The organism is Chitinophaga chungangae, from assembly GCF_017742215.1.
Classification (GTDB): domain Bacteria; phylum Bacteroidota; class Bacteroidia; order Chitinophagales; family Chitinophagaceae; genus Chitinophaga; species Chitinophaga chungangae.
Map to the genome: position 1 here is coordinate 1,254,502 of NZ_JAGHKP010000001.1, position 23,518 is coordinate 1,278,019.

A 23,518-nucleotide genomic window follows, 5' to 3' on the forward strand; every position below is an offset into this window, starting at 1 on the left:
CGGTTTACCTGGCGGAAAGCCTGATGTTTGACGCTTTGCCGAGATACAGTTTCGCCGCCGTCAGCTCCGGCCGTTCCGGCTGCTGAACGGCGGATATTTTGACGAGCTGCTGGTAAAAAGCGGTTGCTTTGCCCGCGTTGCCGGCCCGTTCGGCCGCCAGGCCGGCGCTGTACAATGCGTTGAAGCGGTTGGGATGGTCTCTAAGGTCGATCTCATAAGCTTCCAGCGCCAGTGCCGGTTTGTTCATGGCCAGCAGCATGTCGCCGAGCAGTTCGCGGGCAGGCGCCACTTCGCAGGGCGTTACCGGCGGCTTGGGTGTGGATTCTTCCATGATGGCGGCTTTTTCCATCTGCGCCAGCGCCGCTTCGTTTTTCCCCTCCCGGTACAAAATCCAGGCTTTGGAAGCCACCAGCTGGATCTCTACCTGGTTAGCCTTGTAGGCTTCCTGTTTGTGCAGCAGCGCATCGTGAAGCACGTTGAGTTTCCGATGCTCTTCCCGCGCCGCTTCCAGCCTGTTCAGGTGAATGTTGCCGAGCAGCCTGGTGAAATGAATGATGGCCTTTTCCCAGGGATAGTTTTCCCACACGCCGCCCGCCGCATGCGGATCGAGCGCAGCGGCCTGTTCCCACATCCTGTTCTCCAGCACGTAACGCGCCGGGATCGCCGCAAAGGCATAGATCACCTTGGGCGTTTCGGGGAATACTTCACGGATGGTCTGCAGGTAATCGCATTGTTCTTTTGCCTGTTTATTGTCGGCTTTTTGAAGATAGGAATACACGAGATAGTCCAGGCAATGCAGCTCCTCGTCCCAATGACCGTTAAAGCCCGCGCTTTCGGCGTAACATTTTGCGGCGTCGGCCGCTACCTTGTTGGAAAAAATGCTTTCATCCCAAAGTCCGAGCCGTACGAAAATATGCGAGGGCATATGCTGCGCGTGGGCAGACGATGGCGCAACCGCGGCGTATTTCCTCGCTGCGGGCAGCGCCATTTCGGCCAGCGGCGGGTAATCGTAACTGTGGATGAGATAGTGGATAATGCCGGGATGGGAAGGGTTTTGACCCTGTGCGGCTAAAATTTCCCCCGCTTTTTTTTGTTTGCTGAAGGTCTTGTCTGTCGGGTCTGCCGCGCTGTTCAGCGCCAGGGCGTAAAGCGCGGCGGCATCGAGGTCGCCGGGGTAGGAAGTGTAAACTTTCTCCATGGCTTTTTCGAAGCCGATGCAACGGCTGCGGTGCGTCGTTTTGTCCGGGTCTTTGTAAAACTCGGCGATCGCATCGATGTAAGCCGTTTCCCTGGCTGATTTGCCGGGAATGGCACGCGCAATGTCAACGGCTTTTTTCCCTTTTTCGAATTCCTGTTTATTGGGCGGCGACCAAAGCGGGTGGAAGTTGCTCATGGCCACGCCCCAGTAAGCCATGGCGCAGCCGGGCTCTTTGTCGATAATGGCGGCGAAAGCTTTTTCGGCTTCATCGTACTCGAACGAATGCAGTAGCGCCAGCGCAAAGTTAAAATCGTCTCTCACGCGGCCGGAACAGGAAATGCCGAACGATACCGCGCCCAGTTGCCGGTCTGCCGGGCCGCACAGGATCGTTTTACCTTTTTTGAGGTTCATGGCGTTGATAGCCCCGCTTCCCGGCGCCTTTTGTTTGCCGGCACAGCCGGCCAGCAGCAAAAGACTGATGCAGCACAATATCGTTTTCATGTGGATAAGTTGATGTTTTTCGTAACTCTTAATTTAACCTTAATACGGCTTTCCGCAAGCCCGGAATGTATATCTGGCGGTATTTGAAGGGCGGTTGGGCCGAAAATGGGGATTGCCTGGGGGAACAGGATGCTGAACAGGGCACTACCGCTCTTTCTTTTTCTTATTTACTCCCTTAAACAGGTTGACGACAAGGAATACCTGCGAAAACATCATTGCCAGGTAAAATTTGCCGCTATGCGGCAGCGGCGCCCTGTTTTCAGCAGGTCGTAATATGTACCGCCGATCTGTATATCGATGAGATGGTTATCATAAAAAACGTATACCGCCAGGAAAATGAGGGCCACGTATAAAAACAGGCTGTAAGGTTTGAACAGATATTTCACGGCACAGGTTTAACCACGGTAAGATACACAATTCCCCCTCACGATGTTTGTTGCTGTTCCCGCTGCCGCCCGCCCCATTCGCTCAGCTGCTTTAACAGCGGGCTCAATGCCATGGCCATTTCCGTCAGTTCATATTCCACTCTCGGCGGCACTTCCGCGTATGCTTTGCGTTTGATCAGCCCGTCTTTTTCCAGCGCCTTCAACTGCAGGGTGAGCATACGTTCCGTCACATAATAAAATTCCCTTTTCAGGTCGCTGAAACGCAGCGTTTTGCCGTCGAGTTTGTCCAGTATCAATATTTTCCACCTGCCGCCGATCATAGACAGTGCGTAGGTGAGGTCGCAGTTGACGATATATTTTTCGTTGTGCGTGTAAGTCGAATTTTTCTTTCTGGCCGTCATTACTTACATTTTTGTTCGTTGCATACAATTGGCCGTACGCCCCGTAAAATTAGAGGCATCACGCTACTTTTGAAAAAATAAATTTCAAACGACAAACATGGATTTACATCTGAAAGGAAAGACTGCCGTAATAACCGGCGCCAGCCAGGGTTTCGGCCGCGCCATCGCCAAAGGGCTGGCATCGGAAGGCGTGAAGATTTTTGCCACCGCGAGGAATGAAGAACTGCTCAAAAGCCTGCATGAAGAAACCGGCGCGGTAACGTTCGCGCAGGATTTCACCGCGCCCGGAGCGCCGCAGGCAATCGCCAACGCTGCGCTGGCAGCGCTGGGACGGGTAGACATCCTCGTCAATAACGCAGGCCGCAGCCGCGCGCTGGGCGTAACGGGCGACGAAGAAGAATGGGAGGCCGGTTTTACACTCGACTTCACCCGTCACCGGCAGCTTACGCAGCACTTGCTGCCGCACATGATGGAGCGCAGCCAGGGCGTTATCCTGAATGTCACCAGCACCTACGAACTGCGCAGCATCAACGTTTCCGCGGTAGCGAAAGGCGCCGTTGCCGTGTGGTCCAAACAGCTGGCTGGACAGCTGGGGCAATACAACATCCGCGTCAATTGCCTGCAGCCGGGCCTGATCGATACTGCGAATACGCAAAGGATATTCACCGCGGAAGAACGCAGACAATTTGCCCAAAACAATATTCCGCTGGGCGATTTCGGGCAGCCGGAAGATATCGCCAATATGGCCGCGTTCCTCGCATCGCCGCGCGCCGGGTACATTACAGGCGCCGTGGCAGTGGTAGACGGCGGTTTGCGGTATCACCCGTTCTGATCAAAATGGATTATCTTCATAACAATGAGTACCCTCTCCCTGATACTCGTTGTTACCGCGGCTGTTTTACATGCCCTGTGGAACCTCCTTACCAAACAGGTGAAAGGAGGGTTGATATTTTTCTGGCTGGTGTCCCTGTTTTCCGCGATCATTTTCCTGCCGTTCCTGTTGAATGAACTGTTGCGCGCGCCCGTGCAGCTCAGCCAGGTCGCGCTTACCATGGCGCTCGGCAGCGGGCTGCTGCATATTTTTTATTTCGTGGCCTTGCAGGCGGGTTACCGCAAGGGCGATCTTTCGGTGGTGTATCCCGTTGCGCGCGGCGCGGGGCCGGTGTTCGCGGTAACGGGGGCGGTGCTGCTCTTCGGGGAGCGGCCGGGCATTGGGGCCGTCACAGGTTTTGTGCTCATTATCGGCGGCGTATGCGCGCTTACCGGTTTTAAGGCAGGGGAGGAAGGGAAGCCCGTTCGCCAGGGCGTGTACTTCGGGTTGCTGACAGGACTTTTCATTGCAGCGTATACCCTGTGGGATAAAGCTGCTGTGGCCGATTACGGCGTGTCCGCCATCATCATCGCCTTTGCATCGATGATATTGCCTTTGCTGCTGCTCATTCCCGTGGTGATGGACAAAATGCACAGCATCCGCACCGAAATACAGCTGCATTGGAAACAGGTGCTGGGCGTGGCGATATTGCAGCCGTTATCGTACCTGCTGGTGCTCATCGCCATGAAAACGACGCCGCTCACCTACGTGGCGCCGGTGCGCGAACTGAGCATCGTATTCGGCGTGTTTTTCGGCGTAAATCTTCTCAAAGAAAAAGACAGCATAAAACGCCTGCTCGCGGCAGTAGTGATACTGGCGGGCATCGTGCTGCTGGCGCTGAACTGACACGAAATCTTGAACCAGTTCAAGATTTTGAAAGGCGGCGGCGCAGGATATTTGTTCATTAATTCTTTAATGCCTATGTATTCGAATAACACAAAAGGTTACGAGCAATTATTTTTGAGAATGGCGCTGGGCGCTTCTTTATTATCCGCCGTGGCAGATCGTTTCGGCTTATTATGGGGCGAAAAGGCCAGCTGGGGCAACTGGGAAAATTTTGCGGCCTATTCCGCGCAGCTCACCTTCTACCTGCCTTCTTCCCTGCATAACGCCGCCGCCGTTATCGCCACCACGCTGGAGATACTTTTCGCGGTAATGTTAGTGACCGGTTTTAAAACAAGACTGGCGGCTTTGTCGACGGGCGTGTTGCTGCTGGTATTCGCATTGTCGATGACGTTTGCGCTCGGCGCACAGTCCGCACTGGGGTATTCCGTATGGATCGGGAGCGCCGCGGCGTTTTTATTGGCGAAGCAGGGAAGTTATCCGTTCAGCGTCGATCAGGCTCTCGAACGTTAGGCATCGCTTCTATTAAGTGGCTGTTACTAACAAGGTGTTTATTTTCAACCTGTTATATGATATAAAAATATAGCCCTCCCCCTAATGGCACAACCTTTGCAATCATGAGGTTGTTAAGCTAACAAATTAGCGACGTTTTTATATTAAATAACAAGATATGAAGATACCACTTTTATCATCCGCCATGCTGGCCGTGGTTATGTTGGGTACAGGCTGTGTGAGTAACAAGAAATTCGCGGCTTTGCAGTCCAGCTATTCCGAACTCCAAAATCAGAACAGGGAGCTGGATGGTAAATACCAGTCCGCCCAGCGCGACCTTACCGGCGCCAATACAAGGGTGAAAAGCCTGGAAGAACAGATCGCTTCGCAGCGTACAGGACTGGCCGCTTTGCAGGCCGCTCTGGACAAATGCCTCAACTCCTCCAGCCAGGGCAATGTGAACATTTCCAAGCTGGTAGACGAGATCAACGCTTCCAACCGTTACATACAACACCTGGTGAACACCAAGAACAAAAGCGATTCGCTTAACCTCGTGCTTACCAATAACCTCACCCGCTCCCTCAGCCGGGAAGAAATGCGTGATGTGGACGTACAGGTGCTGAAAGGCGTAGTGTATATTTCGCTGTCAGACAACATGCTGTACAAATCCGGCAGCTACGAGATCTCTCCCGCGGCCGGCGCCACACTCAGCAAGATCGCCAAGATCATCAAGGATTACAGGGATTACGATGTGCTGATCGAGGGTAATACGGACAATGTGCCCATCTCGCAGAAAAACATCCGTAATAACTGGGACCTCAGCGCCCTGCGCGCTTCTTCGGTGGTGCAGGCCCTGCAGAACGATTACGCGGTAGACCCGAAAAGGCTTACGGCAGGCGGCAGGGGCGAATACAACCCGATCGCGCCCAACGATACCGACGCGGGTAAAACCAGGAACAGGCGCACGCAGATCATCATCACGCCGAAACTGGACCAGTTCATGGACCTGATCGAAAAAGCGCCGGAATCTGCTACAGACAGCACCAGCGCTGTTCAATAAACGGCAACCATACTTGTAAAAAGGGACGGTCTTTCTCCGGAAGGGCCGTCCCTCTTCATTTTAAGGCGTTTTACTTCTGATTGTAATGAAATTGTTATACTTTAGCGCATCGCCTTCAGCCACATGAGAAATTGGAAGATTTACCATAATTGCGTCCTTTTATCAGCATTTGCCTTCAAAATACTGGTAATCGGCGCTATGCTGACATTAGCGACCCACAATATCTGCCTTCAGAAGCTGGTCGACGAAGACATGAATGTCGTAAAACTCGCGACCAAAAAAAACAAACGGAAAGACGAACATATCCTGCATATGGTTTCCATGACGGAAACCCGGCAGGATGCCGCATTGAACGTAGTGCCGCGCGTCGTGTTCGCCGCCGCTTTCCGTTACGTGATCAGCCAGCTGCTGACGCCTTTCCTGCGCAAACCTTCTTTGTCTTTCCGGTTTCCCCGGCAATACATCCCCGAAAAAATATTCATCCGGCACTGCTCCCTCGTCAGATGATTCCCCCACGAAAGGGGGCCCTTCCGCCGATTGCCGCGTAACCACCGTGCTGCGGCAAACTGTTTCATGACCGATCCCGGCTTCCCCTGGATAACGCGCGTATTTAGGATATACCCGTAATGATTCCCGCCATTCCGCCGGTTATCCTTTTTTGTGGAACTCACCAGCTTTAGCATTATGAACAAAACGATCCTGATCATAGAACGGAATATAGAAAGCGTACAGGTGTACCAGCGATTGCTGGGCCAGCACGGTTATACAGTAGAGCTGGTTACAACAGACGTCCAGTTATTGAGATACGATTTCGGCAAGCCGGACCTGTTTGTTGTAAACAGCCAGTTCCTGACAATGGATGCGATAGAGATATGCCAGCATCTGAAACGCAGCGAAACGCTGAAAGAGGTACCGGTGGTGATCGTGTCTGGCGTGCCTGGTATGGAAACCGCCGCCATGCGGTGCGGCGCGGCCGCCTTCGTGGAAAAACCGGTGATGTCCGGGAAATTGCTCGCCACGATCAACGAAGTGCTGCAATAGCAATTAGGTCTTTTTTTTCAAGTATATAGTTTGTTAAAACAAGTGGTAGCCTGATGTCTATCAGGCTTTTCAGCATTATTTAGATTAAAATTAAATCAACGTAACGCAGCCGGATATCTATCCGGCTTTTTTTATTCAGTTAAATATAGAATTTTTATCGCAGCCGGAAATGCTTTGCTACGGCTGTGTTTGGGATAACGGGGACGTATGTATGAAAACAATGTACCTGCTGCATGATGAAGATAACCGTGCCAATGCCGCGGCTCGCGCCGGTGATGAGCATTGTCTTCAGATCTTCTGCCGGTTCAGTGCTGATTTTAATGCGGTAAGCCCGCCCAGCAGCCGGGTTTCGGTTACCTCGTTTTCTTTTCCGAGCGATGCGGCAATGCGCGCGATCTCGGCGTTGAGCGTATCTATTTCCGTTTCGCGTTTGTGCAGAATGTCCTGCAGGGTGGAGATCTGCTGCCCGTCGGAGGAGCGGCTGATCTGCAACAGATTTTCCTCCACTTCGGCCGCCTGCAAAGTAATTCCCTGCAGCGCCGCGATACCAATGCATTCGGCAATCACTCTCCGCGCGATCGCCAACGCTTCCCCATTGCGGTGAAAGATGCCATTATCCGTTTCCAGCAGCGGGCATACGGAGTTGAACACGCAATTGATCACCGCTTTTCTCCAGATCACCGTCCTGATATCGTTTTCCGCCCTGAACCCAAAATGCGGGCTGTTCAGCGATTCCACCACGGCCTGCAGGCCTGTTTCATCGCCTTTGACAATGCCGATGGGGGAGGCGGACACGGGTTTGAAGCGCACTTTCCCGTTGTTCATCACCTGGCTGGTCACAAACAGCACGCAACGGTATATTTCAGAAAAACCGCCGTCTATAAAAGGCTGCTCAACGTTCAGCCCGTTCTGCAGGATCACGATGGGGGAACTGCCGGTCTTGTTCGCCAGGAGCTGCGCCAGCCGGCGGTTGCCATAAGATTTGCTCGCGATCACGACGATGCCGTTCAGCTCGTTAAAATGACTGATGGTGCTGATCCCGATCTCCGCATTTTTTTCGTCCCAGTTTTCCAGCAATACCTGCAGCTGTTCAGAATAAGCGGGCAGATCGTCCGCACTGCCGCGCAGCAGCGTAACAGGCGCGCCTTCCAGTTCCAGGAGAACCGCCAGCGCCCGGCCGATAGCGCCTGCGCCTACGATGTAAATGTTCTTTTTCATGCGTCAATATTTTAATCGCTGCGCCATGCAGCGTGAACAATGTTTACAATATTGATTCGCGGGAGGTTGACAGGGAAGCGTAACAAATATAAGCTGTTGGGGAGATTTTACAAACAATAAAAAACCCCGAATTTCTTCGGGGCTTGTTATGCCATTCCGTTGTTACAGGGGCTGATAATGCAGCTTCACAATACCGCATGGAAATACGGTGGTTTCTTTTAACGAAAGCTTTCGGAAAGTATCCAGCCCGCCGAAGATGGCGCCGCCGCGGCCGATGGCGACCGGGTTCACGAAAAGGTGGTATTCGTCTATCAGCCCTTCCCTAATCAGCGCGGACACAAAAGAAGCGCCGCCGTACACAATGATGTCTTTTCCTTCCTGGCGTTTCAGTTTATTCACTTCTTCAGCAAGATCGCCTTTTGCCAGCACGGTGTTTTCCCATTCAGAACGTTCCAGGGTTTTGGTAAGAACAACTTTTTTTGCATTCATCACACGAACGGCTATTTCGTGCATGGGATCGCCGGGTTGTGTGTAAACGCTTTGCCAGTAAGGGATATAGTCGACGGCGAGTTTCCGGCCGATAAGAATGGTATCCGTGGAATCGGATAATGCGATCACGTGCGGGCGGATCTCTTGCCATTGCCAGGTAACCCAGTGCTGTTCGTCATCTGGCCCGGTGGAAACGAACCCATCTATGGAGATCTGCACCTGTAATTTTAATTTTCTCATGATGTGGACGGTTTTATTTACAATAAATATGCAAGTACTTGCTTGCAAATATAAATGCAAGCAAGTACTTGCGCAAATATTTTTGGGATGGATGCTGCAAGCTGGTCTTTTTTTTGAAGGGTGAATGGCATGAAACACCCTGTCAAAACCATTTTCAGGTCGGGCACCAGCGGGCTCGTGCTGCCGGTGCCCAATAAACAGGTTTTTCCGCCGGCGTTCCGCGATAAAAGCCGGCTGACGTTTTATGGTTCGTTGTTCAACAGCATCGAAGTGAACAGTTCGTTCTACAAAGTGCCGCGGGCCGCCACGGTAAGCAGGTGGGCGGCGGAAGTGCCGGAAGATTTTGTGTTTACGTTTAAGCTCTGGCGGGAAATCACCCATGCGAAAGGGTTTGTCTATCGGGCGGAAGACGTGCAGCGTTTTATCGAAGCGATCGCCGGGGCCGGGGATAAAAAAGGCTGCCTGCTGCTGCAGTTCCCGCCGTCGCTTACGGTGGAGCGTTTCGGCGAAGTGGAAACGCTGTTGCGTATCCTCAAAGGCATTCGCCCGGCGCATGGCTGGAAAGTAGCGCTCGAGTTCAGGCATCCGTCCTGGTACATTGGCGAAACCTACGAACTGGCGGACGAATATAGCTGCAGCGTTGTGCTGCACGACATCCCGAAATCAAAGAATACGCGTCTCAATAAAAAAGCGCGTTTCGTTTACCTGCGTTTTCACGGCCCCGAAGGCGATTACCGCGGCGGTTACACAGACGAATTTCTCCTTCAGCAGGCTTTGCTCATTCAACAATGGCTCCGCGAAAACAAAGACGTATACGTATATTTTAACAACACCATCGGCGACGCCATCACCAACCTGGCCACGTTGAACCGGATGGTGGCTGAAGTTTTGCAGCAATAACCGTTCGATCAATCTTCCCACCTGTACCCCGTGCCGTATACGTTTTTCAGGTAATTGCCGTAACCGGCTTCGCCGAGTTTTTTGCGGAGATTTTTGATGTGGGCGTATACAAAAGAATGACTGTCCAGCATATCGGCGATATCGCCTGAAAGATGCTCTGCCAGCGCGCTTTTCGAGATCACGCGGTTTTTGTTGCCCATCAGGTACAGCAGCAGGTCGAACTCGCTTTTGGTGAGCGGTATTTCGTAGCCGTGCACGGTTACTTTTTTGGAAAGCAGGTCCACCTTCAGTTCCTGCTGGACGATCACGTCGGTATTGGAGAAATTTTTCCGGCGGATAACGGAATGTATGCGCGCAGCCAGTTCAGACAGGTGAAAGGGTTTGGCGAGATAATCGTCTGCCCCGGTTTTTAAACCTTTTACTTTATCGTCCAGCGAGTTGCGGGCCGAAATGATGATCACCCCGTCCTGCCGGTTGAGCGCTTTGAAGGCTTCGAGTATTTTGATGCCGTCTCCTCCGGGCAGCATAATGTCCAGCAGGATGCAGTCGTACTCATACGTTTCGACCTTCTCCAGCGCTTCCGCGTAAGTAGCGGCGGTTTCGCAGGCGTAATCCGCCAGGTACCCGGTTATGCTCTTCGCCAGGTCCGTTTCATCTTCGATCACCAGGAGTTTCATCAGCCAAAGGTATGCACCAATTTAGAATAAAATTTGTGAGCGGCGGAAAGCCTATTCCAGCTGTCTTTCAGCACGCGATTTGCCCAATTGGGCCACGCCCGCCAGCAGCCAGGCCAGCACCCAGAAACCGCCCATCATGGCCGCCCCGTTCAGCAGGGCTTTGGGGTAGCCCAGCAGTTCCGCGTCCGCGAAAGGATAGGGGTAATGCCCTGTAAAAAGACCCAGCACGATCACATAAGAGATATAAACCAGCGGGTACAGCATCCAGCGGTTGAACTGTTTTATCTTCAACCCTTTTTTCGGGGTGTACAGCAGCCAGAAAAACAGGAAATATACCGGTTGAACCGAATGCAGCAGCTCGTCCACCATCCGCTGAAAACCCTGGGGCGCCCACAAAAAGCGCAGGATAAGGTTGTAGATCACGCCTACCACGATCATAAAAACAGTAACGGCGAAAATTGAGGAAGGTTTCCTGAGCAAGCGTCCCAGCATCGTATCGCGCGGCATCCAGAACGCGGTGAACGTTAGCGCCGCCAGCGTGTTGGTGGTGATGGTGAAATACCCGATAAACCGCAGTAGCAACTCGCCGAGCGATATCTGGCGGGTAGTTATCGAAAGATACAGCTGGCCGAGGATGGCTATCCAGCCCATGATCGCGCCGATGGCGGCGTAGGTCCTTAAAACTTTCGGTATTGTGTTCATGCAGGATTAAGTTACATACTCTTGCGGGAGTTTCCTAGCCTTTGTTCCCCCCAAACCCGCATCACAAGCCCGGGAATTTGAACGGCGCGCTGCTGACGAATTTTTTGGACGCGTGGAATGTTTAATCAGCGCTGCCGGAAATGGAGCCACGCCACGCCGCATTCGTAGGGTTTGGTGGCCGTCAGCTTCAGGTTCACGCGGTCTTTTTGTTTGAATAACGGTATGCCCTTGTTGAGGGCCACAGGGTTGACGAACAGGTGGTATTCGTCGATCAGCCCGTTCTCCATCAGTACCTGCGAAGCGCCGGGGCTGCCGAAGATCATGATATTGGAGCCAGGTTCCTGTTTTAATTGTGTTACCTGCTCCGCGATATTGCCGCTGAAGATCCTTGTCCGGGGAAGTTCCCGGCCTTTCATAGAATCGGATATCACTACCTTGTTCACCCGCCTGTACCAGGCCGCATGCTGGCGGTCGTGCTCGCCGGCGTTTGGCTTCTGGTCGGCCGTGGGCCAGTAGTTATCCATGATTTCCCAGGTTTTGCGGCCATACAGCGCCGTGTCCGCTTCTTCGGTCATTTCGCCTACAAAACGGAACAGCTCATCGTCAAACCGGACCCAGTCCATTCCGCCGTCAGGCGTTGCTACATAGCCGTCCAGCGATACATGCATCGAGAGGATGATTTTTCTTGCCATGATTCCTTTATTTTTATGTTGTAAATCTCCGTTAATATCCCGGAAGGGAGCGGGGGGAATAACGACTTTTCCAAGGGGCAATAACGAAAGCCGCGTCCCTAGCCTGGAGGTTACCGGTAACTATGGGGAAAGCGGGTTGCTTCCTTTCAAAACGCCTGTTAATTTTGCAACATGCTTATACTCAATTAATTTTCAGTATAAACAGTTGTAGGTAAACCAGAAAGCCGCTGTTCCCAGCGGCTTTCGTATAGTACCGGGGACCGGTTAAGGTTTCACGAACAGTTTGCGGAAACATTGGGAGGGCGTGTTCTCTTCCGTTTTCTGGCCGTAAAATTCGTTCAGGAAAACACCCGCTCCGGACCATACCGTCTGCATCATGCCCTGGTAGCGGTTCTTCAGCTCCCGGGTGGCCTGCTTGCGGAAGCGGTACATGTCTTCCAGCTGCAGCAGCGCGTTAGAAGGATTGCGCCAGGGACAGGTGATCACTGAAAAACCTTTCATCGCAAAATACACCGGCGTCTGGTCGGGCCGCTCGTAATGCCAGTCGCAGATCATCACGTCTTTTTGCAGCAGATCGATGGCGCGGTGCGTGTTGTTCATGCTACCTTCCCATATGCCCATGCCCGTGGTTTTGCCGTCTATCAGGCGGTCGCCCCAGATCCACAGCTGGCGGCCGTTGCGGGCGAGATGATCGCGTATTTTGTTCACTTCGCCGGCAAACAATTCGGCTTTGTCTCTCCCGCCGCAACGCGGACATTTATCGTCGCCGATATAAAATACCTCGTCCATGTCCGCGTGAAATGTATCCGCTTCAAATACTTCGCAGATCTCGTCTACCAGTGCGAACACTACTTTGTGCAGGTCCGGGTGCAGCGGGCAGTAGCTTTTGCAATACAGCCCGTCCGGGTTCGGCCAGGTGTGTTTTTCAGGCATTTTTACATGCGGCGTTTCGTCGAACTGCGGGTATACGCGCAACAGGTTGCCGGTACTGTTGATCGGCATTCTTGACGCGAATGCGCGAAGCGCCGAATGTATGTGCATCGGCGACGGGTTGCTTTGTGTCGACCGGCAATTTTATGAATTTGAGCAGGATAACAAACCCGATTATCTTGGGTATCATTTGCACGAAGATTTTGAATCTTGGTTTGCCCGGCAGCAGCAAAGGCTGTCGTTTCAGAATGTGAACGATATCAGTCTTGCAACGGATGGCATATTTACGTTCGATAAATTTAACCAGGCATCCTACCCGGAAAAGGGCAATGTAGCGGAACATTTACTGATCGACCGGAATTATGAAAACAGCCCGGATATGCTGGACCGGAAGATGAAGGAAATAAAAGACAGCTGGGTTCTTGGGCCAACGGACGATCTTGCAATTGTCAGAATAATTTTAGCATCATGAAAATTCCCGTGATTAAAGGTGTCATAGAGCGCCGCATTCTCATCAATTTCACGATGGAGCCGCAGGCCTTGCAGACGGTGCTTCCCGCCGATTTTCGCCCGAAAACGCATAACGGCAAAGCCGTAGCGGGCGTATGCCTGATAAGGCTGAGACATGTTCGCCCAAAAGGATTGCCGGCCTTTGTGGGCATTTCTTCCGAAAACGGCGCACACCGCATCGCGGTGGAGTGGGAAGAAAATGGGGAAACGAGGGAAGGTGTGTACGTGCCGCGGCGGGACACTTCTTCGAAGCTGAACGTTTTCCTGGGCGGCAGGTTCTTCCCCGGTGTGCATCAGCTGGCGGATTTCGATGTGCAGGAAAAAGACGGCCATTACAACGTTTCCTTCCAAAGCGGCGACCATACCGGCATTTCCATAAAAGCAAAAACGACGGACCGTTTCCCGGAAGATTCCATTTTCGGCAGTCTTGCCGAAGCCTCCGCTTTTTTCGAAAAAGGCTGCGTGGGTTATTCGCCTAAAGGAACCGGCTACGAAGGTTTGCGGCTGCACACCTTTCACTGGGATGTACAGCCGCTGGAAGTATCACAGGTGCGTTCCACTTTTTTTGAACAGGAAACATTCCGGAACAGCGGTCTCCGTTTTGATAACGCTTTGCTGATGACCAACATCGCGCATGAATGGCGCGGTGAAAAAGACCGTCCCGCTTAAAATTTCAGCATCACGCCCGCCTGGGCTACCTGGTTGTACCGGTCGGGCATGGAGGAAGAGCTCCTGATGGAAACCAGTCCCTGGTTGTAACGGGCATACACGCCAACGTTCTGGTTGAACTGGTATCCCGCACCGGCGGCCAGGAGAAAGTCGCCGATGTTTTCATGACGGCTCGTAAAACCCGGGCCGTTCAGATCAGGATAGTCCCTTTTTTTCGGGTTTACCAGCGCAGCGACCTGCGGGCCTGCTTCAACAAAAAATTTGCCGGTAAAACGGTATTGCACCATAACGGTAGGGATCGCATATTCATTATTTATTTCGTCAACACCCCGTTCAGCAGCAAACCGTCTCCCGCGGGCATATCCAGCCCGAGCAGCTGGCTGATCAGCGGCGCAATGTCCACCAATCCCATTTGCGGTATCACGCCGCCCTTACGGATGCCGCTGCCAAAGGCCACGAAACCCGTTTGTATTTCTTTAAAATCGGGATAAAAACCGTGCGTGCCGCCTTTAGCCGGACGAATGAACTCGCCGGTGGCGGCGGGCGTAAAGGCGTAGCCCTGGCGGCCGGCAAGACCGAAGGCCGCGGTGGGGTCCGCGCCGATTTCGTCCAGCTCTTCGCGGGTTTTGATGAGGAAGGTCTGCCGCTGCGCCGCCGGAAGATCTTTTAACAGTTGCAATACCTTGTCGCGGGTCGGTTTGTCGTTTTTATCTTTCAGCTGCAGGAAACATCCGCCGCCGGCCGTATGGAAATAGGCCTTCCAGTTAGCGGGTTGCTGCGGGTCGTACAAACCGGCTTTCGCCAGCAGCACATTGGGCGCCACTGTGGCGTGTATATCCACGAAACCATGATCGCCCGTTACGATAATGGTGGTATTTTTTGTGATGCCCGCAATGTCTACCGCTTCGCGGATGCTTTTCACCGCATGGTCCACACTGGCGATGGCGGCTCTCACTTTGTCGCCGTCGCGGCCTTCTTCATGTTCGAAATGGTCTACCATCACAAGATGTATCGCAACGAACGAAGGTTTGTATTTGCGGATGAGGTAACAGCCTGCACGGGCGAGGTTTTCGTCAAGACCAAGATAATCGCCGCTGAAGTCCACGTCTTCGAGTTTGCCAAAGGCATTGTTTTCCAGTTCTTCGTAAAGCCCCGCCGGCGTGGTGTTTTCTTTTAATGCTTTAAGCGTGACGCGGGTCTTTTTATCAGACAGGTACCAGTATTCCGGGAAATTATAAGTAGCGGGAGAATTAAAGGAAACCGGCCAATACACGGATGCCGTCTTTAATCCTTTGTCTTTCGCCGCGCTGAAAATGGTAGGCGTTTTAATGGTGTTATAATCCCAGATCCATTTGGCGGTAATGCCCAGCGGCTCCGACGGCGTATTGTAATACACGCCGTGTTTAAGTGGTTTTACGCCGGTGATCATGGTGGTGTGGGAAGGGTAGGTAACGGTCGGGAAAACACCGTCCACCCCGTCTGCATACACGCCTTCCCGCATGGCCTGGCGCAGGTTCACCATGTTCCAGGAAGGGTCTTTGTAAAATTCCGGCCGCAGGCCGTCGATGCTGATCAGGATAACATGCCGGTCTTGCCCGCTTGTAACGGTCTGCACGCAAAACAGCGAAAAAATAGCCAGTAAGGTCTTTTTCATTCGGGAAGATTATAGGGTATAAACGTCTAAAATAATATTTACACTTTATAATAAATAATGTTACGAAATCTTTAATTCAGGTTAAAAAATCTTTCATTCCTGTTGCACGCAGCGCTAAAAAAAGAGCTGCCCGGCCGGACAGCTCTTTAACGGGAGACGACGCAAACGCGAAGTTATTCCCGGATCAGTTTGTGACGGGAAACGAAGCGGCATAAATACGGGGAAAAAACAGGGTGAATTTTCTCATAAATGAATCAGGGTTAAGCAAATCCGTTTTGCATCAAATTAAACATATTTGCCTGCGGCAGCCCTGCAGTACCTTCAACGTCCCGGCACACAGGGGCAACTGCACCAGCATGAAAGAGCGCCGGGTAACGATGCGCGCCTGCGGGAAAAAGAAACGGCGCTGAAAAAGCACTTACGCAAACGGTTCATGTACTGATGCATTTTAATACAGGCGACGCCCGCCGAAAAGGAAAGCCATTGAAAGATAACGTGCAAACCGCTAAAAATGAGTATCTTTCGAATTCACCCCATTTTCTCAAATTCCTGTACCATGAAAAAATTCCTGAAGATCACGGTCGTGATCGTACTCATTCTTATCGTAGGCGTGGCCGCCGTAGCTACTTACGTAAAAAGCGCCCTGCCCGACGTAGGCCCGGCTGAAGTTATTACCATCGAAAAAACGCCGGAACGGATTGAGCGCGGAAAATATCTCGCCAATAACGTGGCCGTATGTATGGATTGCCACAGCGTCCGCGACTGGAGCCAGTTTGCCGGCCCGCTTGTATCGGAAAGTTTTGGCGGAGGCGGCGAACGGTTTGGGCCCGAAATGGGGTTGCCGGGAACGATTTATAGCCGCAACATTACGCCGCACGGTATTTCCGGATGGACTGACGGGGAATTGTTCCGGGCCATTACATCCGGCGTCAGCAAGGACGGCTCCGCGCTTTTCCCGCTAATGCCTTACAGGAATTACGGGAAGCTGGACAGGGAAGATATTTATTGCATCATCAGTTATCTCAGGAGCTTATCGCCGGTTAAAAACGACATCGCCGCAAGATCGCTGGACTTCCCCGTGAATCTCATCGTCAATACCATTCCGCAGAAGTCACAATTCACCCCAAGGCCCGACACCAGCGATGTTAAAGCCTATGGCAAATACCTGATCACGGCGGCAAGTTGCGTGGAATGCCACAGTAAAAGCGATAAAGGAACGGTGATTGCAGGCACGGAGTTCGGCGGCGGCGGGGAATTCCTGTTTCCCGGCGGCGTTGTGCGCTCCGCCAATCTTACGCCCGATGCCACAGGTATCGGCTCCTGGTCGAAAGAGCAGTTCATCAGGCGCTTCAAGCTGTATGCCGATTCCACCTATCAATCCCTGAAAGTTGCGCCCACAGACTTCAATACCCCCATGCCCTGGGTGATGTACGCAAAAATGACGGAGCAGGACCTCGGCGCGATCTATGAATTTCTGCGCACGCTGAAACCGATCAGCCACCAGGTAACGAAGTTTGAGAAAAGAAGCGGATCGTAAAAAACTTTTATTTTCTTTACGGGAAATACCATCCCGTGAAACAAATCGTGCTTCTCTGCCTGTTGTTCAGGCTTATTCCCGCTTTTGCGCAGGATACAACGACATATATCGAAAAGAAAGACCTGCAGTACCGCACCGGTGAGCAGGACGATTATATGAAAGAACGCTGCCGCCTGGATGTGTATTACCCGGCAAAACCGTCCAATGCGCCGGTGGTAGTGTGGTTCCACGGTGGCGGCATCACCGGCGGCAATAAGTCCATCCCGGCTGAATTAAAAAAGCAGCACCTGATCGTGATCGCCGCGAATTACCGCCTCAGCCCGAAAGTGAAAGCGCCTGCTTATATTGAAGACGCCGCCGCTGCCGTGGCCTGGGCCTTTGAACATGCTGCTTCCCTGGGTGGAGATACCAGTAAGATCTACGTTTCCGGCCATTCCGCGGGCGCGTATTTAACGTGCATGACCGGCCTCGATAAAAAATGGATGGGCAAACACAACATCGACGCCAACCGCATTGCGGCGCTGTTTTCTTTCAGCTCGCAGGCCATCACGCATTTTACGGTAAGGAATGAACGCGGTATCCGTGAACTGCAGCCCGTCATCGACGAGTATGCGCCGCTGTACCATGTACGGGCAGACGCTCCGCCGCTGTATCTCTACACCGGCAACCGCGAAATGGAAATGACGGGGCGTTACGAGGAAAATGCCTATTTCGCGCGCATGATGAAACTCACGGGTCATAAACACACGCTGCTTTACGAGCTGGACGGCTACAATCACGGCGATATGCCGCGCGGCGCGTTTTACCTGATGCTGAAAGAAATTCACAAAAAATAACCTCAACCGATCTCGATCTGGTGCCTGCCGAGCAGCCCGGGAAGCCCTGTCTGTGAGAATTTCGTGTGTTTGATGCGGTTCTGTCCGGGGTCGAGCGAATAGTTGAATGAAGTGCGCAGGTCTGCTCCCTGAAAGCCGTGTTGCCCGGCTTCACCAGGCTAAGATTGCAGCCGGCAAATATACATTCCGGGAACACGCAGCCGGAAAGATCGGTTTTCGAAAATTGCAGGATTCAAAAGTGCAGTTCCCGTATTCTCCCTTCGGGAGCGGCTTTTGCGTGAAATCCTTTTGGGTGAAGGTTTCCCCGTATATCTCTTCCATAAGGTTAAGATAAATTTAAAAAGGGATAAACGTATTTATCCCTTTTTGCAGTCAATATGCAGACCGTTAACGGATCTGTCCGCGTATCACGCCATTCGGCCAGGTGGTGGAATGGGCGTTTACATACAATGCTTCGTTGCGCACGGCAGCCGCGGTGGCTTCGTCCAGCTGCGTCATTTTTGAAATGTTGAAATCGGCGGCGGTGGCTGCCAGCGGCACAAGCACGGCGCCGTTCACACCGGTGGCCCCGCGGTGGATATGCGCCATGGTAAGCGCGTCGCCGGGAGGCAGGTTGGTGACCGTTACTTTGGAATACAATTTCCTGTCAACGGTCAGGCGCAGCAGCGCTACGCCGGTTGCGGTGGTCACCACCGGCGGCACTTCGTTCACGCCGCTCATGTTGATGGTTTCTGCGAGCACCAGATCGCTGTTCACGGTGCCGCGCACAAGGCCGCCGGGGTATTGGGTGGAGTGAACGTTGAAATAAATATCGTTACTGCTGTTTTTCAGGCTGTCTACCAGCGACTGGCGAAGGGTAAGCGTTCCGCTGCTGGTAGTGCCCGTCCATGCCGGGAAAGGGAGGATGATGGGGCCGTTGGTCACCGGGTCGCCGGCGTGAAAATGCGCCATGGTAAGCCCGTCGCCGGAGGCGAGATTGTCTACCTTAAAATTGTAACGCAACGTATTGTCGCGGTAAAGCTGCATGGTGAGCAGGCCGGTTTCAGACCTTCCGGGAGGAGCCGGGTTCTCCATTTTGGTGCTGAGCGGGATCTCGAACAATAATATCGGGTCGTTTACGGGATCGTCGTCGTTATGACAGGAAGAAAAGGAGGTAAAGCCGGCCACCAGCAGGGCTGAAATGCCCAGGAAATGTTTGTTTCTCATAACGAATGGTTTTGTTCTTAACAAATCATACAATGATCAGTCCAAAATACCTGCCCCTTGCCCGAAAATGTTACGTGAAAACAGCAGTAGCGCGGATTTGAGCCTGTGGCGGCTGTTAGGCCAGGATTGTTTATTTTTGTAAAGATACCGTTCGGTTACATAAATTTGGAAGATCTCAAAATGTGTGTATGAAAACACTCACCATTCTTATCCCGGAAGGGCAAAACAACCTGAGCAGCGTGATCGGCCCGTACAAGTTTTTTCTCAAAGCCAACAAACATTACCGGAGCCTCGGCAAGGAAGAAATTTTCCGGGTGCAGGTAGCGGGCGTTTCAGGGGATAGCGAGCTGTACGGCGGCTTGTTTTCCATTCACCCGCACGCTTCCATCCGCGACATCGCGCGAACGGACGTGCTGATCATCCCCGCATTGGCGCATGAAAACCTCGAAGAAGTGGTGAAGCAGAACGAAGAAGCGGTAAACTGGGTGCTGGGGCAATACCGCAAAGGCGCGGAAGTGGCCAGCATCTGCACCGGCGCGTTCCTGCTCGCCGCCACCGGCTTGCTGGAAGGAAGAAGCTGCTCTACCCACTGGAACGCGGCGGCGAAGTTCAGGGAAATGTTCCCCGGCGTGAACCTGCAAACAGACCGCCTCATTACCGACGAATATGGCATTTATACGAACGGCGGCGCGTTTTCTTTCCTCAACCTGATGTTGTACCTCATCGAAAAATATTACGACAGGAGCACGGCGATCGTTTGCGCAAAAGTGTTCCAGGTAGACATCGACCGCAACAGCCAAAGCCCTTTCACGATCTTCAACGGGCAGAAAAACCATTCAGACGATGTGGTACTGCAAGCCCAGGCTTTCCTTGAAAAACACCTCGACGCAAAAGTGAACATGGACGAGCTGGCCGGAAATCTTTCCGTGAGCCGGCGCAACTTCGACCGGCGTTTTCTCAAAGCCACCGGCAACACGCCCGTTGAATACCAGCAAAGGGTAAAGGTGGAAATGGCGAAAAAATCCCTCGAAACCGGCCGCAAAACCGTGAACGAAGTAATGTACGAAACCGGTTATTCCGACGTAAAAGCGTTCCGCGATCTTTTCCGCAGGATCACCGGTCTTTCGCCGCAGGCGTACCGCAACAAATACAACAAAGACGTGGTGGACAATGTCTATTGACAGTGCCCTTTCTTCTCCGTATCTTGACCATATCATTACAGAAAACCACGTCTATGCAACTATCCTTCGCCTGTCTGCGCCGGTACGCCATGCCCTGCGTACTGCTGCTTTCTTCGCTGACCGCACGGGGCCAGCATTCCGTCGCGCATTTTGATGAAAAAGGCATTTCCCGGCAAACGCTCGAATATTATCTCAGCCGTTCCGTCACGATGGCGGAGTTCCTGGCCGTTGACCCGTATTGCAACGACGGCGATTATCCCTTCAAGGCAGACGATGTGCGCATGATCGAAAACATCGGCGCGAAGTTTATCGGCCGCGCGATCTACCGCTGGGGCAAAGAAACCACGCTCAATAATCCCGATTTCTGGACAGAAGCGCGTAAACTCATCAACCAGGTGCATGCCCGCGATCCGGAAGTGATTTTCCAGGCGGCCGTTTTCGAGGCGGTGGGGAGAAAGGCAGACAGCGTGGCCGTTCCCGCATGGGCGTTCAAAGCGCTGGGCCTGCCGATGGAACGGCGAAATTTCCGGTACGACAGCATGCTGAACCGCAACGGGAAACTCGTGGACCATTGGGGCAAAGGCCGCAGCGTGCCGGATATCACGCGCACCGAAGCGCAGCTCTGGCTGATGTTCCTTTCCGGATCGTATATGGACCTCGGCTGCGAAGCCCTGCATATGGGGCAGATCGCGCTGATCGGCATGGAAGACAAAGGGCTGCGGCACTGGGCGCAATTCCTCGCCAAAGTGCGCGCTTACGCCAAAGACCACACGCGCCGTAAATGGGTGCTGCTCGATGCGCACACGCCTTCCGGCGGAATGGTGGTGGACGGTAAAAGCCTGCTCGACTTCAATTCCTTCCCGCTTCGCATCAAAGAAGTGGTCGAAAAACCGCAGGAAGGCATTTTGCAGACCGGTTACCTCGACGCGTTTTTTGGCAGAAGCCAGGGCTGCATTACGCCCAGCGGCTGGGAATGCGCATCGCTGCCCTATCTTGTTGAGCTGGACAATTTCGGGGTAAGCCACAATCCCGGCGTGGCAGATACGGCCTCTCATTTTATCTGGGGCTACGACGAGATCACCTGGTTTTACCTGCAGCCCGAGGAATATCGCAACAAATGGCTCTGGTATGCGCACGACTGGCTGGCGCGCACGGACAAAAACGGTTTCCTGCAAATGCCGGTGTGCCGCATCGTTTCGCCGGGCAGGGGCAAGCCTGTCGTCCGCAACCGCGGCAATACAAGATCGGCCGCCTGCCCGATGGGCATAAACGTGGAAGAAACCGTAAAGGCCATCTGGAATAAACCTTAAAACGCCGGTTTTTTCCAAGTTTGCAGGTTGATAGGGACGTAGTTGGTGATCTCCGGCGAGCTGGTGCATATGCGTATGGATTCGGGCATGTTCAGGATAAAGATCTATGGCGATTCCGCGGTGATCACGAGCAAAGGCACCAGCGCCGGAACGTGGAAAGGAATGCCCTTCAGTTTTTTTGAATGGTCCACCAGTATGCCGGAAAGCAGACGGGCGCTGGGTTTGCGTGCTCACGATGATCACGCCGGCAAACCCGGGCTGAGTTGATCCCGGTTCTGGTTTTGCTGAATGATTAACGCACGCGTTTGTTGCCTTCATCCTTTGTTTTGCGGTTTCCCTGCGCAAAAATGTAGACAAACACCAACAACAGTACAAAAGCCAGCGATATTAACGGAATAAGCATGATGAAATATTTTTAGGGCATACGTTCAAAAGCAGCGCCAATGCCGCAATAATATTATCCAAACCCCGTTTTTTGCAACAGCCGCGGCAATGCGTTAAACAGCTTGTATGTAGGCTGGGTAAGGGTTTCCACAGCTTCGCATGGCATAGTAATTGGGCCGCTTGCCAGTATGAAACAGGGCAAAGTTTACATCGGCACGTCAGGCTGGGTGTACAAACACTGGAAAGACCGTTTTTATCCGGAAGAATTGAAAACAAAAGACTGGTTCGGTTATTTTACGGAGCGGTTCGGTACGGTGGAGATCAACAATTCATTTTACCGGCTGCCGGACATTAAAACGTTTAACGCCTGGAGAGATGCCGTGCCGGAGGGTTTCATCTATGCCGTAAAGGCCAGCCGTTTTATGACGCACATGAAAAAACTGATCGTCGATAAAAGCAGCATAACGAAATTTTTCCGCCGCGCATTCCATCTCGAAGAAAAGCTCGGTCCCGTGCTGTTCCAGCTGCCGCCTTCTTTCGGCGTGAACGCGGAAAGGCTGGAGAAATTCCTGGAAGCATTGCCCGAAGGGCTTCGTTATACGTTCGAGTTCCGCGATCACAGCTGGTATACAGATGAAATTTACGCCCTGCTGAGAAAACATGAGGCCGCATTTTGTATCTATGAGCTGGAACATCATGTGTCTCCGCTGGAAGTGACGGCTGGTTTTATCTACATCCGCCTGCACGGCCCGGGCGGAAAATACCAGGGCAACTATTCGGATAACGGGCTTCGCAAATGGGCAGCGTTCTGCAAAAAATGGCGAAAAAAAGGAAAAGACGTATACGTGTATTTCGATAACGACCAGGAAGCGTATGCCGCCTTCAACGCATTAAAACTGAGGGAACTGGTGGAAAAACATTGATCTTTTTCCAGCGGGACTATTCATCATGTCAAGGGCGTTATCGGTGCGCCACCGGGGCGGGCTCGGCAGGAGGGAGCAGCTTGCCGTCTTTTTTCAACAAATAAAAACGGCTTTGCCGGCACCATCCCGATGCGGTGGCCCATTCTTCGGGTATGTTGAGCTTCACGATAAAATTATTCGCAAATCCGCCGGGCAGCTCCACGTCCTGGCCCAATACCCTCAGCAACAGGCGGCCGTCGGCGGGCGGACTGGCAATATAGGCTTTATTTCCGGGGGAGGTAAGCGGGATGTCGCCGCCGCCATCGGGTAGCCGCCAGCAAAGTTGCACCCGGTTCGAGATATTCCTGCCGCTGCTGGTCAGCACTTCCACGGCCAGGGTGTCTCCCGGCGTAAAAAATGCCGTGGTGGACTGTACTGCCCTGATGCCGGCGGGATTTTGAGGGAGGAAAAATACCGTGTCCCGCACCTGCCGCCAGCTGCCGGCCGTGCTCAGTGGCGAGCTGGTGCAGTCTCCGCCGAGATAAAAGGTACCGTCCCGGTACAGCATCACGTGGCCGCAAGAATCCGGCGATGGTTTATACAATTCATACTCAGCGGTTTGAGCGCCCGCCGTGGCGAACAGGAAAAGCGCGGGAAGAAGGCATAGGGTGTATTTCATGACTGTACT

At 52.9% G+C, this 23,518-nt stretch carries 28 protein-coding genes; 15 read left to right on the forward strand and 13 right to left on the reverse strand.

Features of this window, described 5'->3' with window-relative positions; translation table 11 throughout:
* Window positions 1-4: 4 nt before the first annotated feature.
* The 3 genes from J7I43_RS05320 to J7I43_RS05330 form a co-directional block, all read right to left on the reverse strand.
* Window positions 5-1,699: a tetratricopeptide repeat protein gene (locus J7I43_RS05320; RefSeq protein ID WP_209143990.1), complete on the reverse strand. Its 1,695-nt coding sequence runs from the start codon at window positions 1,697-1,699 to the stop codon at window positions 5-7.
* Between the two features lie 212 nt (window positions 1,700-1,911).
* Entirely contained in the window at window positions 1,912-2,085 is a 174-nt protein-coding gene (locus J7I43_RS05325) for a hypothetical protein (protein ID WP_209143992.1), read from the reverse strand.
* 38 nt (window positions 2,086-2,123) lie between these two features.
* Window positions 2,124-2,486, reverse strand: a complete 363-nt coding sequence (locus J7I43_RS05330; RefSeq protein ID WP_209143994.1) for a winged helix-turn-helix transcriptional regulator — start codon at window positions 2,484-2,486, stop codon at window positions 2,124-2,126.
* A 97-nt stretch (window positions 2,487-2,583) separates the two neighbouring features.
* Between J7I43_RS05330 and J7I43_RS05335 the strand changes: the two genes are divergently transcribed.
* The 6 genes from J7I43_RS05335 (at window position 2,584) to J7I43_RS05360 (ending at window position 6,793) form a co-directional block, all read left to right on the forward strand.
* A complete protein-coding gene (locus J7I43_RS05335) occupies window positions 2,584-3,318 on the forward strand; it encodes an SDR family NAD(P)-dependent oxidoreductase (RefSeq protein ID WP_209143996.1) in 735 nt (244 codons plus the stop codon).
* Window positions 3,319-3,342: 24 nt separating this feature from the next.
* Window positions 3,343-4,203, forward strand: coding sequence for a DMT family transporter (locus J7I43_RS05340; RefSeq protein WP_209143998.1), 861 nt, complete (start codon window positions 3,343-3,345; stop codon window positions 4,201-4,203).
* A 75-nt stretch (window positions 4,204-4,278) separates the two neighbouring features.
* Complete coding sequence (locus tag J7I43_RS05345) at window positions 4,279-4,713, forward strand: DoxX family protein (RefSeq protein WP_209144000.1); 435 nt, start codon at window positions 4,279-4,281, stop codon at window positions 4,711-4,713.
* Between the two features lie 157 nt (window positions 4,714-4,870).
* Window positions 4,871-5,752 carry an OmpA family protein gene (locus tag J7I43_RS05350; protein WP_209144002.1) on the forward strand — a complete coding sequence of 294 codons (882 nt, stop codon included), beginning with the start codon at window positions 4,871-4,873 and terminating at the stop codon, window positions 5,750-5,752.
* 198 nt (window positions 5,753-5,950) lie between these two features.
* A complete protein-coding gene (locus J7I43_RS05355; protein WP_209144003.1) occupies window positions 5,951-6,259 on the forward strand; it encodes a hypothetical protein in 309 nt (102 codons plus the stop codon).
* A 177-nt stretch (window positions 6,260-6,436) separates the two neighbouring features.
* On the forward strand, window positions 6,437-6,793 hold the full coding sequence (locus J7I43_RS05360; protein WP_209144005.1) for a response regulator: 357 nt from the start codon (window positions 6,437-6,439) through the stop codon (window positions 6,791-6,793).
* Window positions 6,794-7,081: 288 nt separating this feature from the next.
* Here the strand turns inward: J7I43_RS05360 and J7I43_RS05365 are convergent, their stop codons facing one another.
* Complete coding sequence (locus J7I43_RS05365; RefSeq protein ID WP_209144007.1) at window positions 7,082-8,011, reverse strand: ketopantoate reductase family protein; 930 nt, start codon at window positions 8,009-8,011, stop codon at window positions 7,082-7,084.
* Between the two features lie 162 nt (window positions 8,012-8,173).
* The gene (locus J7I43_RS05370) at window positions 8,174-8,740 is read right to left on the reverse strand and encodes a dihydrofolate reductase family protein (protein ID WP_209144009.1); all 567 of its coding nucleotides are present in this window, start codon (window positions 8,738-8,740) and stop codon (window positions 8,174-8,176) included.
* 129 nt (window positions 8,741-8,869) lie between these two features.
* Here J7I43_RS05370 and J7I43_RS05375 point away from each other — a divergent pair, with 129 nt between their 5' ends.
* A complete protein-coding gene (locus J7I43_RS05375; protein WP_209144011.1) occupies window positions 8,870-9,640 on the forward strand; it encodes a DUF72 domain-containing protein in 771 nt (256 codons plus the stop codon).
* 8 nt (window positions 9,641-9,648) lie between these two features.
* Here J7I43_RS05375 and J7I43_RS05380 read toward each other — a convergent pair whose 3' ends face one another.
* The 4 genes from J7I43_RS05380 to J7I43_RS05395 form a co-directional block, all read right to left on the reverse strand.
* The gene (locus J7I43_RS05380) at window positions 9,649-10,317 is read right to left on the reverse strand and encodes a response regulator transcription factor (protein ID WP_209144013.1); all 669 of its coding nucleotides are present in this window, start codon (window positions 10,315-10,317) and stop codon (window positions 9,649-9,651) included.
* Between the two features lie 51 nt (window positions 10,318-10,368).
* Window positions 10,369-11,019 (reverse strand): Pr6Pr family membrane protein, encoded by a 651-nt coding sequence (locus J7I43_RS05385; protein WP_209144015.1) that lies wholly within the window; start codon window positions 11,017-11,019, stop codon window positions 10,369-10,371.
* 125 nt (window positions 11,020-11,144) lie between these two features.
* Complete coding sequence (locus tag J7I43_RS05390) at window positions 11,145-11,711, reverse strand: dihydrofolate reductase family protein (RefSeq protein WP_209144017.1); 567 nt, start codon at window positions 11,709-11,711, stop codon at window positions 11,145-11,147.
* A 264-nt stretch (window positions 11,712-11,975) separates the two neighbouring features.
* The gene (locus J7I43_RS05395) at window positions 11,976-12,752 is read right to left on the reverse strand and encodes a family 20 glycosylhydrolase (protein WP_209144019.1); all 777 of its coding nucleotides are present in this window, start codon (window positions 12,750-12,752) and stop codon (window positions 11,976-11,978) included.
* On the opposite strand from J7I43_RS05395, the gene J7I43_RS05400 reads away from it, so the two are divergent.
* Both J7I43_RS05400 and J7I43_RS05405 read left to right on the forward strand, forming a co-directional pair.
* Window positions 12,745-13,113, forward strand: coding sequence for a hypothetical protein (locus J7I43_RS05400; RefSeq protein WP_209144021.1), 369 nt, complete (start codon window positions 12,745-12,747; stop codon window positions 13,111-13,113). The two genes, J7I43_RS05395 and J7I43_RS05400, sit on opposite strands and share 8 nt — an antisense overlap.
* Window positions 13,110-13,820 (forward strand): DUF2071 domain-containing protein, encoded by a 711-nt coding sequence (locus tag J7I43_RS05405; protein WP_209144023.1) that lies wholly within the window; start codon window positions 13,110-13,112, stop codon window positions 13,818-13,820. The genes J7I43_RS05400 and J7I43_RS05405 overlap by 4 nt, the downstream gene beginning before the upstream one ends.
* Here J7I43_RS05405 and J7I43_RS05410 read toward each other — a convergent pair.
* Both J7I43_RS05410 and J7I43_RS05415 read right to left on the reverse strand, forming a co-directional pair.
* Window positions 13,817-14,107 carry an outer membrane beta-barrel protein gene (locus J7I43_RS05410; RefSeq protein WP_209144025.1) on the reverse strand — a complete coding sequence of 97 codons (291 nt, stop codon included), beginning with the start codon at window positions 14,105-14,107 and terminating at the stop codon, window positions 13,817-13,819. The two genes, J7I43_RS05405 and J7I43_RS05410, sit on opposite strands and share 4 nt — an antisense overlap.
* A 26-nt stretch (window positions 14,108-14,133) precedes the next feature.
* Window positions 14,134-15,474, reverse strand: a complete 1,341-nt coding sequence (locus J7I43_RS05415) for an alkaline phosphatase family protein (protein ID WP_209144027.1) — start codon at window positions 15,472-15,474, stop codon at window positions 14,134-14,136.
* 556 nt (window positions 15,475-16,030) lie between these two features.
* Here J7I43_RS05415 and J7I43_RS05420 point away from each other — a divergent pair.
* Both J7I43_RS05420 and J7I43_RS05425 read left to right on the forward strand, forming a co-directional pair.
* A complete protein-coding gene (locus J7I43_RS05420) occupies window positions 16,031-17,011 on the forward strand; it encodes a c-type cytochrome (protein ID WP_209144029.1) in 981 nt (326 codons plus the stop codon).
* A 35-nt stretch (window positions 17,012-17,046) separates the two neighbouring features.
* Window positions 17,047-17,847, forward strand: coding sequence for an alpha/beta hydrolase (locus J7I43_RS05425; protein WP_317197059.1), 801 nt, complete (start codon window positions 17,047-17,049; stop codon window positions 17,845-17,847).
* Between the two features lie 387 nt (window positions 17,848-18,234).
* Here the strand turns inward: J7I43_RS05425 and J7I43_RS05430 are convergent, their stop codons facing one another.
* Entirely contained in the window at window positions 18,235-19,053 is an 819-nt protein-coding gene (locus J7I43_RS05430; protein ID WP_209144030.1) for a CHRD domain-containing protein, read from the reverse strand.
* Window positions 19,054-19,241: 188 nt separating this feature from the next.
* Here J7I43_RS05430 and J7I43_RS05435 point away from each other — a divergent pair, with 188 nt between their 5' ends.
* The 4 genes from J7I43_RS05435 (at window position 19,242) to J7I43_RS05450 (ending at window position 22,851) form a co-directional block, all read left to right on the forward strand.
* Entirely contained in the window at window positions 19,242-20,234 is a 993-nt protein-coding gene (locus J7I43_RS05435) for a GlxA family transcriptional regulator (protein WP_209144032.1), read from the forward strand.
* Between the two features lie 53 nt (window positions 20,235-20,287).
* Window positions 20,288-21,544 (forward strand): hypothetical protein, encoded by a 1,257-nt coding sequence (locus J7I43_RS05440; protein WP_209144034.1) that lies wholly within the window; start codon window positions 20,288-20,290, stop codon window positions 21,542-21,544.
* A 42-nt stretch (window positions 21,545-21,586) separates the two neighbouring features.
* Entirely contained in the window at window positions 21,587-21,811 is a 225-nt protein-coding gene (locus J7I43_RS05445) for a hypothetical protein (RefSeq protein WP_209144036.1), read from the forward strand.
* Window positions 21,812-22,116: 305 nt separating this feature from the next.
* Window positions 22,117-22,851 carry a DUF72 domain-containing protein gene (locus J7I43_RS05450; protein WP_209144038.1) on the forward strand — a complete coding sequence of 245 codons (735 nt, stop codon included), beginning with the start codon at window positions 22,117-22,119 and terminating at the stop codon, window positions 22,849-22,851.
* Between the two features lie 37 nt (window positions 22,852-22,888).
* Here J7I43_RS05450 and J7I43_RS05455 read toward each other — a convergent pair whose 3' ends face one another.
* Entirely contained in the window at window positions 22,889-23,509 is a 621-nt protein-coding gene (locus J7I43_RS05455; RefSeq protein WP_209144040.1) for a hypothetical protein, read from the reverse strand.
* Window positions 23,510-23,518: the final 9 nt, after the last annotated feature.